11 protein-coding genes are annotated in these 12,331 nt (G+C 69.7%); 1 reads left to right on the top strand and 10 read right to left on the bottom strand.

Features of this window, described 5'->3' with window-relative positions:
- Nucleotides 1-6: 6 nt before the first annotated feature.
- From GXW71_RS09225 to GXW71_RS09180, 10 genes are all read right to left on the bottom strand, one after another.
- Complete coding sequence (locus GXW71_RS09225; RefSeq protein ID WP_211852200.1) at nt 7-1,152, bottom strand: iron-containing alcohol dehydrogenase; 1,146 nt, start codon at nt 1,150-1,152, stop codon at nt 7-9.
- A gap of 25 nt (nt 1,153-1,177) precedes the next feature.
- Complete coding sequence (locus GXW71_RS09220; RefSeq protein WP_211852199.1) at nt 1,178-2,218, bottom strand: LacI family DNA-binding transcriptional regulator; 1,041 nt, start codon at nt 2,216-2,218, stop codon at nt 1,178-1,180.
- An 89-nt stretch (nt 2,219-2,307) separates the two neighbouring features.
- Entirely contained in the window at nt 2,308-3,297 is a 990-nt protein-coding gene (locus tag GXW71_RS09215) for a tripartite tricarboxylate transporter substrate binding protein (protein ID WP_211852198.1), read from the bottom strand.
- A gap of 69 nt (nt 3,298-3,366) precedes the next feature.
- Complete coding sequence (locus GXW71_RS09210; protein WP_211852197.1) at nt 3,367-4,167, bottom strand: enoyl-CoA hydratase-related protein; 801 nt, start codon at nt 4,165-4,167, stop codon at nt 3,367-3,369.
- Entirely contained in the window at nt 4,164-5,315 is a 1,152-nt protein-coding gene (locus GXW71_RS09205) for a CaiB/BaiF CoA transferase family protein (protein ID WP_211852196.1), read from the bottom strand. The genes GXW71_RS09210 and GXW71_RS09205 overlap by 4 nt, the downstream gene beginning before the upstream one ends.
- Nucleotides 5,308-7,044 carry a hydantoinase B/oxoprolinase family protein gene (locus tag GXW71_RS09200; RefSeq protein ID WP_211852195.1) on the bottom strand — a complete coding sequence of 579 codons (1,737 nt, stop codon included), beginning with the start codon at nt 7,042-7,044 and terminating at the stop codon, nt 5,308-5,310. The genes GXW71_RS09205 and GXW71_RS09200 overlap by 8 nt, the downstream gene beginning before the upstream one ends.
- On the bottom strand, nt 7,044-9,086 hold the full coding sequence (locus GXW71_RS09195; RefSeq protein ID WP_211852194.1) for a hydantoinase/oxoprolinase family protein: 2,043 nt from the start codon (nt 9,084-9,086) through the stop codon (nt 7,044-7,046). Before GXW71_RS09195 ends, GXW71_RS09200 begins: the two co-directional genes overlap by 1 nt.
- A 109-nt stretch (nt 9,087-9,195) precedes the next feature.
- Entirely contained in the window at nt 9,196-10,185 is a 990-nt protein-coding gene (locus tag GXW71_RS09190) for a Bug family tripartite tricarboxylate transporter substrate binding protein (protein ID WP_211852193.1), read from the bottom strand.
- 24 nt (nt 10,186-10,209) lie between these two features.
- A complete protein-coding gene (locus tag GXW71_RS09185) occupies nt 10,210-11,013 on the bottom strand; it encodes a class II aldolase/adducin family protein (RefSeq protein ID WP_211852192.1) in 804 nt (267 codons plus the stop codon).
- A 96-nt stretch (nt 11,014-11,109) separates the two neighbouring features.
- Complete coding sequence (locus GXW71_RS09180; RefSeq protein WP_211852191.1) at nt 11,110-12,000, bottom strand: LysR family transcriptional regulator; 891 nt, start codon at nt 11,998-12,000, stop codon at nt 11,110-11,112.
- 240 nt (nt 12,001-12,240) lie between these two features.
- Between GXW71_RS09180 and kdpF the strand changes: the two genes are divergently transcribed.
- Nucleotides 12,241-12,327, top strand: a complete 87-nt coding sequence (kdpF, locus tag GXW71_RS35400; protein WP_211852313.1) for a K(+)-transporting ATPase subunit F — start codon at nt 12,241-12,243, stop codon at nt 12,325-12,327.
- Nucleotides 12,328-12,331 lie beyond the last annotated feature (4 nt).

Below are 12,331 nucleotides of genomic sequence, written 5' to 3'. Positions count from 1 at the left end.
CGGCGGCTATCCTCCGGTATGCGCGGCGCTCAACAGGGCGAGGTAGTCGTCCTCGCTCGCGCGTCGCGGGTTTGTCAGATGATGGTGATCCCGGGTGCCTGCCGCAGCAATGGCCGGCAGCGCCGCCGCCGGTACGCCCATCTCCGCGAGCGTCGCCGGCAGGCCGATACGGCGCGAGAGCGCGGCGATCGCATCGGCCACGACCGTGGCATCTGCACCCGGCAGGCCGATGGCCTCGGCCAATGCCGGCAGCACCGCACCGATGGCGGGTGCGTTGAAGCGCAGCACATGCGGCAGCAGCACGGCGTTCAAGGTGCCATGGTGCAGCGCGCCCGGCAGTCCGCCGAGCGGATGCGACAGGGCATGCACCGCGCCCAGTCCCTTCTGGAAGGCCAGCGCCCCCTGCATGGAGGCCAGCATCATGGCGTGCCGTGCGGCCGCATCGGCACCATCCGCGACCGCGAGTGGCAGGAACCGCCAGGCCCGCGCCAGCCCGTCCCGGGCGATGGCATCGGCCACCGGATTCTCGCGTGGCGAGCACAGTGTCTCCACGCAATGCGCCAGTGCATCCATGCCGGTGCCGGCGGTCAGCAGTGGTGGCAGGCCGAATGTCAGGTCCGGATCGCAGATGGCGGCGCGCGGGATCAGGTGCGGGCTGCCGATCGACACCTTGCGTCCGTCATCCAGCACGATCAGGGCACCCCGGCTCACCTCGCTGCCAGTGCCGGAGGTGGTCGGGATCGCGACCACCGGTGCCGCCTGCGCGGTGATGCGCGCCAACCCGCCCTCGATCACCGCAAAGGGCGCCAGCGCCCCGCCGCTATGCGTCGCCAGCAGTGCGACCGCCTTGGCGAGATCCAGCGGCGATCCGCCGCCTAGGCCGATGACCCCATCCGCGCCGTGCGCCCGGTAGACAGCGACCGCTGCACGCACCGCCGCTTCGGTCGGATTAGGCGGCACCGCATCGAACAGCGCGGCGGCCATGCCGGCCGGGAGCATGGCCTGCACCTTGCCCCAGATCCCCGCGGCCCGGATGCCGGTATCCGTTACCACCAGCGGCCGGGTTATGCCGGCGAGCGCCAGCTCCTCCGTAAGCATCGCGATCGCGCCATGCGCGAACTGCACCCGGTTCAGATAGACCATCAGCGCCATGGCGGCGCCTCCGGGATGGACTGGCCTAAGGCGGTGGCGCGCAGGACCCCCGCGGCACATATTCGGTCGGCCCGCTGGCGCGCTGCGGTGCCAGCCCGGGCGCCTCGATCCGGCGCAGCAGGAAGCGCGCCGCGGCGGCGCCCAGCGCGCCATGGTCCCAGCGGACCACGGAGATGGGCGGCGAATGGAACTCGGCCAGCTCGCTTTCCGCACCCGCCACTACCGAGACATGGCGCGGGATCGACAGCCCCCGTTCCTGCAGGGCCCGCAGCAGCCCCGGCAACAAGGCGGTGCCGGCGACGAAGAAGGCGGTCGGCGGCTCTGGCGCGTCCAGTAGCCGCGCCGCCTCCTGCGCCGCGAATTCGGTCGAGAAGGAGCCGAGCCGCTGCAGCGCGGGATCGAGCTTCAGCCCAATCGCCGCATAGGCTTCTTCCACGCCGCGCAGGCGTTCCCGCACCGGGCTGACCACCGGCTCGCCCGAGATCACCGCAATGCGCCGATGGCCGAGTGCCAGCAGATGCGCGATCGCCGCCCTCGTGCCGGTCGCGTGATCCACCCGCACATTGTCCAACGCCTGCGGGCAGGCGCGGTCGAGCAGCGTGATCGGCATCCGCGCTTCGCGCAGCAGCTTCGACAGCCGCGAATCGCGCTCCGAGGAGGTCGCGATCACCAGTCCGTCGACGCGCCGGCGTGCGAAGCTCGCCAGCAGATCCTTCTCGCGCTGGAAGGCGTGGTAGGAGGAGGCGACGAGCAGCCCGTAACCTTCCTTGTCCAGCTCCCGCTGCATCTGGTCGGCGAAGCTTGCCAGCACCGGTACCGTCAGGTCGCGCACCACGCAGGCGAAGATGCGCGACTGCCGGCTGCGCAGGCTCTGGGCCGCGGCGTCCGGCGCGAAGCCGAGCTTGCGGATCGCGGTTTCCACCTTCTCCCGCAGCGCCGGGCTGACATTGGGCCGCGCATTGATGACGCGGGAGACGGTGCCGAGACTGACCTCCGCCGCTTCCGCCACATCGCGGATGGTGGGCAGCGGCGGCTTCTCCTGCCGACGGCCCGGCGCCTTCGCCATGCATGCGCCCCCCCATGGCGCCGCGCGCGACCCCGGGCCGCGCGTCCTGCCCCGTCAGTAGAGCCCGGCGGCGCGGGAGGCAACGCATCTCAGCCCTCGATGGAGATATGGGCGGTGCGCACCACCTGGCCCCAGCGTTCCGCCTCGGCGGAGAGGTAGGTCGCGAACTCGCGCGGGCCATAGCCGCGGTTGCTGAACCCGTTACTGCGCAGCGTCTCCTGGAAGGCAGGGGTGTCCTGCACCGAGCGCACCGCCGCGTGCAGCGCCTCGGCGATGGCCGGCGGGGTATGCGGTGCGGCGAGCAGGCCGATCCAGGCATCGGCGGTGACATCCAGGCCCTGCTCCTTCAGGGTCGGCACGTCCGGCACCATGGCGAAGCGCTCGGCATTGGCGACCGCCAGCATCTTCAGCCGCGACCGCTGCGGCTGCGCCACCGCGACCGGCACCATCATGGCATCGACCTGATCGGCGGTGATCGCGAGCACGCCCGGCCCCGCACCCTGGAAGGGCACATGCGTCATGTCGAAGCCGGCCGCGATCTTCAGCAACTCGCCGGCCGCATGCGACACGCTGGCATAGCCGTAGGAGGCATAATTCAAGGGCGGATTCGCGGCGCGGGCGTGGCGCAGGAAGCCCTGCAGATCCTGTACGGGCAGCCCCGGCCGCGTCACCAGCGAGAAGACGACGCTCGCGATGCCGCTGACCGGCACGAATTCGGAGACGCGATAGGGCAGGCGGTTGTTCGCGAGCGGCATGACCGTATGCGTGTCCGCGGTGGCCAGGATGATGCTGTGGCCATCGGCGGGGGAGGTCAGCAGGTTCTGGGTGGCGACCACGCCACTGCCGCCAGGGCGGTTCTCGATGACCAGCGGCTGGCCGAGCCGGTCGCCGAGCCCGGTCCCGATCAGGCGGGCCAACATGTCCGTGGCGCCGCCCGGCGGGAAGGGGACGACGACGCGCACCGGGCGGTTCGGCCGCCAGGGTGCCTGGGTCAGCGCCGGCCGCGCCAGCGGCGCAGCGCCGAGCGCGGCCGCGGCGCCGAACAGCGCGCGTCGCGTCATGGTGGTCCGATGCTTCATTGTTACCTCCCCCCGATGCGGCGCAGCGGCCGCGGAATTGCTTGCCGCGTCGGCGGCCGCGAAACTGCGTCAGCGGCCCCGAAATTGCGGAACGCGTTTCTCGTTGTAGGCGGCGATGCCCTCCCGCCGGTCCTCGGTCGGGATGAGCTGGTAATAGGCCTCGATCTCGAAATGCATGCCGGTGCGCAGATCCATCTGCAGACCATGGTCGATCGACTTCTTCGCCTGGCGGATGGAGATCGGTGCATTCGCCGCGATGCGCCGCGCGGTCGCGAGTGCTTCCTCCAGCACGCGGCCGGGGGCGCAGATGCGGTTGACGATGCCCCAGGCCAGCGCCTCCTCGGCCGAGAAGGGCTCGCCGGTGAAGATCGCTTCCTTGGCACGGCGGGCGCCGATCGCGCGCGGCAGGTGCTGGGTGCCGCCGCCGCCCGGCATGATGCCGCGCGTCACCTCAGTCAACGCGAAGCGCGCCCCTTCCGCCGCGTAGCAGAAGTCGCAGGACATCGCGATCTCGAGCCCGCCGGCGAAGGCGGCGCCGTTCAGCGCGCCGATCAGTGGTGGCGGGCAGGCGAGCAGGGCCCGCATCATGCGCTCGAACATGTAATGCTGGCGCGCGAAGGCGGCGTCATCCATGCCGTCGCGCTCCTTCAGATCCGCACCGGCGCAGAAGGCGCGGTCGCCGGTGCCGGTCAGGATGACGCAGCGATGGGCGTCGGGCGCGGATTCCAGCGCGCCGAACAGCGCGATGATCTCCTCACCCATCCTGGTGTTCATCGCATTAGCGCGCTGCGGGCGGTTCAGCGTGACCAGCAGCAGGCCAGGCTCGCGCTCCTCGACGAGCAAGGTCTCGAAACGGGTGGGAATGGTCATCGGCGGCGGTCCTTGGCCTTGTCGAGAATGCTCTGATGCTCGCCGAGCCGCGGTGCGCGGCCGGAGAGCGGCGGGCGTTTGCCGTCGAAGGAGAGCGGCAGCGCCACGGTGCGTACGCCATCGCCTGGTGTCGCGGCGATGATGCCGAGCGCCTCGGTCTGCGGATCGGCCAGCGCCGTCGCCACATCCTGCACCGGGCCGCAGGGGATGCGTGCTTTCTCAAGCGCCGCCGTCAGCATCGCCACCGGCCAGCCCCGGGTCGCCTCCATCAGCGCGGGGATCAGCGCATCGCGGTTCTCGACCCGGCCGCCATTGGTGGCGAAGCGCGGATCGGTCGCCAGCGCATCAAGACCCAGCACGCCGCAGAGCTTGCCGAACAGCAGATCGTTTCCGGCCGCGATCAGCAACTCGCCATCGGCGCAGTCGAAGACTTGGTAGGGCACGATATTGCCGACGCCGGAGCCATAGCGCTTCGGCAGCGCCCCGCTCGCGAGATGGTCGGCGATCGGCACGCCCATCCAGTTCAGGGCCGTCTCATAGAGCGACACATCCACCACGCCGCCGCGGCCGGTCGTCGTGCGTCGCAACAGTGCCGCGAGAATGCCGAGCGCCCCCCAGATGCCGGTGCCGACATCATTGACCGCGACCGGCAGCCGCGCCGGCGGCGCTCCCGGATGGCCGTTCATGGACATCAGGCCGGAGGCTGCCTGGATCAGCGGATCATAGCCTGGCGCGCTGCGCTTCGGGCCGTTGCGACCGAAGGCGCCGATATTGCAGATCACCAGCGACGGCTTCGCCGCGAGCAATCCCTCCGCGCCCAGGCCCGCCTCCTCCAGCGTGCCGACCTTCAGGTTCTGCAGCAGGATGTCGGTGCGTTCCAGGATGATCCAGCGCAGCGCCTCTGCGGTCGCAGGATCGCGCAGGTCGGCGGTGACGGAGAGCTTGCCGCGATTGACCGCATGGAACAGCGCGGCGGCACCTTCGATGAAGGGTGGCCCCCAGTCGCGGGCATGATCACCCTTGCCGGCACTTTCCACCTTCAGCACAGTCGCGCCGAGATCAGCGAGGATGGCGCCGCAGAAAGGCCCGGCCAGGCTGTGCCCGATCTCGACCGCGAAGTGTCCCGCGAGCGGCAAGGGATCAGGCATCGGCCGCCTCCGCGCGCAGCGCCGCGGCATCCGCTGCAGTCAGCCCGTAATCGCGCTCCAGCGCTTCCGGTGTGATGTAGCCGTCGCGCAGATCATCCAACAGACGCGCCCGGTCGCGCCTTTCTGGCGGGCCGTAGCCGCCGCTGCCGGCCGGCTGCAGCAGCACGACGTCGTCGCGCTGGACGATCTCGTGCCCCGCCTTGGCTGGCACCCGCGTCACGCTGTCGCCGCGGCGGATCTCGCACTGGAACAGTCCGCCAGCACCGCCACCGAACTGGCCGAGCGGCGGATGGATGCCGCGTTCGCCACAGGCGGTGAAGGTCGCTTCCTCGTAGCGCACGCGATAGACGCGGCGGGAGGCAAGGCCGCCGCGCCATTCCCCGGCGCCGCCGGTGTCCGGGACCAGTGACCATTCCTGGACCAGAAGCGGTGCGGTCTGCTCGATGGTCTCGACCGCGGTGCTGCCGGCATTGCCGACATAGACGCGTACGCCATTCACGCCGTCCTTGGTGGCCCGCGCGCCCATGCCGCCGGCATGCGGATCGATCATGCCGACGAAGCGGCGACCGGTGCGGCGCACCCGCGCCTCATCCGGATCCATGCCACCGAAGATGCCGGAGAAGGCGCCGCAATTGCTCTGCCCCACCACCCGCTTCGGCACCGCCGGCGCCAGCGCCTTCAGCAGCAGGTCGATGATGCGGGGCGAGGTCTCGGTGTTGCCGGCGACGACGGAGGCGGGGAAGGCGCAGTTCACCACGCTGGCGTCCGGCGCACTGATGCTGACCGGACGGTAGCAGCCCTGATTGATCGGGATTGCGACATCGGTGATCGCCTTCACCGTGAACCAGGTGCTGTTGCAGGTGACGGAGAACGGACAGTTGATGCCGCCCCGCGTCTGCGGGCCGCTGCCGGCATAGTCGAAATGGATGCCGTCGCCCTGCTTCGTCACCTTGACCCGGATCGGGATCGGCGCCGTCGGCCACCCGGCCGGACCGCGCACCGGCTCGATCTCGTCCTCAGCCTCATAGACACCGTCCGGGATGGCGCGGATCGCTTCCCGCATCAGCCGCTCGGAGTGATCGAGCGCGCGCGCCATCGCATCGCGCAACGCATCCTTGCCATACTTCCGCACCATCGCCGCGACGCGGCGATCACCCACGAAGCAGCCGGCGTATTGCGCCTGGATGTCGAGCAGCCGGACGGACGGGTCGCGCGTATTCTGCACGATCAGGTTCAGCACATCGGCAACCACCTTGTCCTCGCGGTAGAGCAGGATCGGTGGGATCCGGATGCCTTCGGCGAAGACGTCCCAGGTCATCGCCGTGTAGCTGCCGGGTGCCTGGCCGCCGATATCCGTCCAGTGTCCGCGCGTCATCACGAAGGCGACGATCTCGCCATCGGCGAAGACCGGCCGGGTGAACTGCACATCCGGCTGGTGGTTGCCGCCACCGAGATAGACGTCGTTGCTGATGATGACATCACCGGGTCGCAGGTTCTCCCGCCCGATCGCCTCGACCGAGACCTTGGTCGAGATGACGGCGGAGCCGAGCATGGTCGGAATGTCGTTGCCCTGCGCGACGAGCTGCATCTCGGCGTCGAAGACGGCCGCCGAGGCATCGCCCCCTGAATGCACGATCGGGCTGCCGGCGGTGCGCATCATCGCGAGCTTCATCTCCCGCGCGGTCGCGTAGAGCCCGTTGCGCAGGATCTCGTAGGTGACGATGTCCATCAGGCGCGCCCTCCCTCGGGGCCAAGATCGATGACCAGCATGAAGGCATCATCCACGCGTGCGGTGTCGTCGGCACCGAGCACGATGCTGCTGCTCTGCTCTTCGATCACCGCCGGCCCCTGCACGGCGAAGCCCGGCGGCAGGTCGCGTCGGCGCCAGACCGGCAGGTCCTGTGCCGTGTTACCCAGCCGCACCGCCCGGCGCCGCCAGGGCGCCGGTGCATCGACCGCATCGGCGAAGCGCAGCGTGCCACGCCAGCCGCTCGGTGCCCGGCCTTCGATGCGGATATTGTTCACGATCGCCACCTGGTCCGGCTTGTCGAAATTCCAGAGGCGTCGGTGCTCCTCTTCGAAGGCCTGGCGGATCGCCGTAGCATCGCTGCCCGGCCAGTCAAACAGGATCGAGTCCGGCTGACCCGCATAGCGGCAGTCGAGCCGCCGCCGCAGCTCCACGCCCGCCGCACCGCCCTCGGAGAGCGCGGCTGTCGCCTGTTCTTCCAGTGCCGCGAAACGCGCCTGGAGTGCCGCGGTGTCGAGGCTGTCAAGCTCGGCTTCGATTGCGGCCTGGCGGTCGACCTGGCGGTCGGCCAGCACCATGCCGAGAGCGGAGAAGAGGCCCGGTGCCGGTGGCACGACCACGCGCGTCATCTCCAGCTCCCGCGCCAGGTCCAGCGCATGCACCGGTCCCGCACCGCCGTAGCAGAGATAGGTGTATTCGCGCGGGTCATGTCCGCGCTCCACCGTCATCAGCCGCATCGCCTGCGCCATCAGTGCATTGGCGACCGCGCGTACGGTATGCGCCGCCTCCATGACCGAAATGCCGAGCGGCCCGGACACATGCTCGGCGACCGCGCGCTCGGCGGCGCCGACATCCAGGCGGAAGCCACCATCGAGGAAGGTCTCCGGATCGATATGGCCGAGCAGCAGGTTGCAGTCGGTGACGGTCGGCCGGGTGCCGCCGCGTCCGTAGCAGGCAGGACCAGGATCGGCGCCGGCGCTCTGCGGCCCGATGCGGACGCCGCCGCCTGCATCCACCCAGGCGATGGAGCCGCCGCCGGCGCCGATGGAATCAATGTCGATGCTGGGCGCCCGCACCGTGTAGCTGTGCAGCAGGCTGGTCGTGCGCAGCTCCGCCCGGGCGTCGCGGATCAGCGACACGTCGAAGGTGGTGCCGCCCATGTCGCCCAGGATCGCGTCCCGGTAGCCGGTCCGCTCGGCCAGCCGGATCGCGGCGCTGACGCCACCGGCCGGTCCTGACTCCAGCAACAGCACCGGCCGCGCCGCCACCAGCTCCGCATGCGCCAGGCCGCCATTGGAGGTCATGAACAGCAGCTCGCCGCCGAAGCCGGCACCTGCCAGCCCGGTGCCAAGGGTGCGGATGTAGCGCGCGCAGACCGGGCCCAGCATCGCGTTCATCACGGTGGTGCTGGTGCGCTCGTATTCACCGAGCTGCGGGTTCACCTCATGGGAAGCGGTGACGAAGCGGCCAGGCAGACGCTCCGCCAGGAATGTCGCTGCTGCCTGCTCATGCACGGGATTCATGAAGGCGTGGAGGAAGCAGACGGCGACCGCCTCCACATCGCTGCGCGCGATTCGCGCCGCGACCTCTTCCAGCGCCGCCATGTCGAGGGGGTGTTCGACATGGCCGCGCCAGTCCAGCCGCTCCGGCACCTCGAAGCGGTGGCGGCGCGGCACCAGTGGCGCGGGGTTGTCGAACAACAGGTCATAGAGATCGGCGCGGTCGTGGCGCGCGATGCGGCGCAGCTCCAACAGGTCGCGGAAGCCTTTCGTCGCAACCAACGCGGTCGGCGCACCGGTATGCTCCACCACCATGTTGGTCGCCATGGTGGAGCCATGGCCGATGAAGCCGACTTCTTCCGCCCGCGCGCCAGCAACCTCCAGGATGCGCCGGAACCCCGCCACCGCGCCCTGCACGCGATCGGCCGGGGTGGTGGGCACCTTGGTGGTGTGGACGCGCCCGTCCTCCTCGATCAGGACGACGTCCGTGAAGGTCCCCCCGACATCGATGCCGACACGCTTCACGCCATTTCTCTCCCTTGTTCCGGACCATCAGGGACAGCCCGCGGCCAGGATGGTGAAACGTTTCCAACCAGCCGTCAAACCGGGCGACGATGAACCGCCCGGCGGAATTTTATTCGGGGTGCAGACCGGCGATTGCGATCGCCCGCCGGGCCTTGGTCATCTCGCCCTGGAGATAGGCCACGATCCCTGGCGTGCTCAGATCGTCGCCCACCGGCGGCTCGGCGCCGAAGGAGGCGAGGCGGGCCAGAACCTCCGGGTCGGTCGCGGCCTCCGTGATCGCCGCCTGCAAGGTGCGGACGATCGGCTCCGGCGTTCCGGTCGGCGCGAAGAGGCCGACGAAGGATTCCGCCAGGAAGCCCGGCAGCCCGAACTCGATGAAGGTCGGGATCTCCGGCACCAGCGAGGAGCGCCGGGCGGACGTCACGCCGAGGATGCGGCCGCGTCCTTCGCGATGGATCTCCAGCACGCTCGGCAGCTCGATCAGCACCCCGTCGACATTGCCGGAGAGCAGATCGGGCAGGGTCGATCCGCCGCCGCGGTAAGGCACGTGCACCAGGTTGGCGCCGGTCGCCGCCTTGAACAGCTCCAGCGGCAGGTGGTTGGCGCCACCGGTGCCTGAGGTGCCGACGGTCACCCCCTCCGGCCGGCTCTTCGACAGGGCGACCAGCTCCGCGAGCGTGGTCGCCGGCAGGCCCGGCCGCACGATGATCACCATCGGCACCCGGCCGAGCAGCGCCACGGGCGTGAAATCCGCCATCGGGTCGTAGCGCGGCTGCGCCGTCAGCAGCGGTCCGTTGACGATGGAGCCGGGGCTGCCGATCAGCAGCGTGTAGCCGTCCGGCCGCGATCGCGCGACGGCCTCGCTGCCGATCGCGCCGGTCGCGCCGCTGCGGTTCTCGACGACGATCGGCTGGCCGAGCCGCCCGGTGATGCGCGCGGCAAACAGCCGCGCCGTCACGTCGGAATTGCCGCCGGCGGCAAAGGGCACGATGAAGCGCAGTGGCCGTGCCGGCCAGCGCGCCTCCGCCTGCGCGGTCAGCAGCGGCAGGGCAGTGCCCAGCAACAACAGCCGGCGACGGCCGGCTTCCGATCGGATCATTGGTTTCCTCCCCTCGCGCCGCGATCAGACCCAATAGGGCGGATAGCCTGAATTCTTCTGCTCGGCCGCCAGCATGCGCAGCAGCGCGTGCCATTCCAGCACGCCATAGGGGCGGCGCGCGCCCGGCTGATAGAGATGCGCGGTCTTCGCCAAGGTCTCGTCGGACGGCACCGCAAGCTCGGTGCGCGCCGCCATCGCATCCACCTGCGCGCGGCAGGCGAGCTCGAGCTGGTACATGGTGTTGAAGGCCTGTGGCAGCGTGGCACCACAGGTCAGCAGCCCGTGGTTGTTCATCACCAGCGCGTCGTGCGGGCCGAGATCGGCGACGATGCGCTCGCGCTCGGACAGATCGATCGCCGGGCCCTCATAGCCATGGTAGCCGATATGGCCGACGAAGCGCATGGAAGTCTGGGTCAGCGGCAGCACGCCGCAGGTCATGGAGGCGACTGCCATGCCAGCGCGCGTATGGGTGTGGATCACCGCCGCCACGTCCGGGCGTGCCTTATGGATCGCGCCGTGGATCACATAGCCGGACTTGTTGATCCCGTAATCGGTGTCGGGCTTCCAGAGGATGTTCCCCTCGGCATCGATCTTCGCGAGGCTGGTCGCGGTGATCTCCTTGTAGAGCAACCCGTAGAGGTTGATCAGCAGGTGGTCGGTGCCGGGGATGCGCAAGGTGATGTGGTTGTAGATCATGTCGGCCATGCCGAAGGCATCGATCAGCCGGTAGCAGGCCGCGAGATCGAGGCGCGCCTGCCATTCCTCGGCGCTGACCTGGTCGCGGATCGATGGCCATTCGGTGTGGTACTGGACTGGCGTGTTGCCCATCGGCGCGCGCTCCGGCTGGAGGTTTCCTGGGTGGCAGAATCCCAGGTCGGCCTCCTCCGCGTCCAATAGCAAGGTTTATAGCCTGTATTGACGCGGCTAATGGCGATCCGCCGCCAGCATGGTCCTGAGATGCCGCACGAACTGCTCCGACAATGCCGATCGCGGCGCCGCGCGCGGGCGCAGCAGAAGGGTCTTGAAGGTGATTGCCGGCCGCAGCGGCCGCGCGACCAACCCGGCGAAGGGTATCGCCTCCAGCATCGACGGCTCGACCAGCGCCACCCCGGTGCCGTGATGCGCCAGCATGATGCCGGTGAGCGAGACGCTGACCTGCGCCGTGATCCGTGGTGCGATCCCGGCCTCGGCCAGCGCGCGGTCCACATAGCTGCGAAACAGGTTCTGCGGCGTGTAGGTGATGATCGGATGCTCCGCGAGGTCGCGCACCGCCACCGTTTCCTGCCGCGCCAGGGCATGCGTCTTCGGCACCACGCAGGTGATGGAGGCATGCACCAGCAGCTCGCTGTCCACCTCCGTGCTCGCCACCGGCTCATGCACGAAGCCGAGCTCGACCACCCGGCTCGCGACCCGCTCCACCACCTGGGGAGAGGTGAGGGATTCCAGCGCGACCCGCACCTTGGGCCGATCCGCCAGGAAGCCGGCCACCGCCTTGGCCAGGTAGCCATTGGCGATCGGGAAGGCGCCGGCGACCGAGAGGGTGCCGAGCCAGCCGCCCGCCAGGTCCTGCATCAGCCGCTCCACGGCATCGAGGCGACCGAAGATCGCCTCGATGTCGGGCAGGATCGCCTCGGCCTCCGGCGTCGGCTGCAGCCGTCCGCCGACCCGGTTGAACAGCCTGAAACGAAGCTGCGCCTCGCAATGCTTCAGCACCGTGCTGACCGAAGGCTGCGTCACGTTCAGCAGACGCGCCGCCCCGGTCACCGACCCCGTGCGCATGATGGCGTGGAACACCTCGAGCTGTCGCAGGTTCATGCCGTGCCCGTCCTCCCGCTCCCGAGCATAGGGCGCCCCTCTGCCGAAGGCGCCCCCGGCCTTTACGCGTTCTTTATGCGCCCGGCCACGATCGCCCATGGAGGCTTTGCGCATGGCGGGAGCATCAACCGCATGGAAGGAACCCCCATGCTCGACATCCTGCTGTTCGCCCTCGGCCTTGGCCTGTTCGGCCTGATGGCCGCTTATGCCCTTGGCTGCGGCCGCATCTGAGGTCCCCCCATGTTCGACCTGATCTTGGCCGGGGCCACCGCCGCCGGCCTGCTCGTCTACCTGCTGTGGGCGCTGCTGCGCCCCGAGGACCTCTGACACC

Origin of the sequence: Plastoroseomonas hellenica, assembly GCF_018129085.1 — a bacterium.
GTDB classification, from domain to species: domain Bacteria; phylum Pseudomonadota; class Alphaproteobacteria; order Acetobacterales; family Acetobacteraceae; genus Plastoroseomonas; species Plastoroseomonas hellenica.
The sequence above is the reverse complement of the archived record's forward strand: the minus strand, read 5'-3'. Positions and strand labels throughout refer to the sequence as shown.

What these genes read in the sequence shown, in the direction of transcription:
- GXW71_RS09200 (WP_211852195.1), bottom strand. Translation starts at nt 7,044, where the DNA reads ATGGACATCGTCACCTACGAGATCCTGCGCAACGGGCTCTACGCGACC.
- GXW71_RS09180 (WP_211852191.1), bottom strand. Translation starts at nt 12,000, where the DNA reads ATGAACCTGCGACAGCTCGAGGTGTTCCACGCCATCATGCGCACGGGG.
- GXW71_RS09190 (WP_211852193.1), bottom strand. Translation starts at nt 10,185, where the DNA reads ATGATCCGATCGGAAGCCGGCCGTCGCCGGCTGTTGTTGCTGGGCACT.
- GXW71_RS09225 (WP_211852200.1), bottom strand. Translation starts at nt 1,152, where the DNA reads ATGGCGCTGATGGTCTATCTGAACCGGGTGCAGTTCGCGCATGGCGCG.
- GXW71_RS09185 (WP_211852192.1), bottom strand. Translation starts at nt 11,013, where the DNA reads ATGGGCAACACGCCAGTCCAGTACCACACCGAATGGCCATCGATCCGC.
- kdpF (WP_211852313.1), top strand. Translation starts at nt 12,241, where the DNA reads ATGTTCGACCTGATCTTGGCCGGGGCCACCGCCGCCGGCCTGCTCGTC.
- GXW71_RS09220 (WP_211852199.1), bottom strand. Translation starts at nt 2,218, where the DNA reads ATGGCGAAGGCGCCGGGCCGTCGGCAGGAGAAGCCGCCGCTGCCCACC.
- GXW71_RS09215 (WP_211852198.1), bottom strand. Translation starts at nt 3,297, where the DNA reads ATGAAGCATCGGACCACCATGACGCGACGCGCGCTGTTCGGCGCCGCG.
- GXW71_RS09205 (WP_211852196.1), bottom strand. Translation starts at nt 5,315, where the DNA reads ATGCCTGATCCCTTGCCGCTCGCGGGACACTTCGCGGTCGAGATCGGG.
- GXW71_RS09210 (WP_211852197.1), bottom strand. Translation starts at nt 4,167, where the DNA reads ATGACCATTCCCACCCGTTTCGAGACCTTGCTCGTCGAGGAGCGCGAG.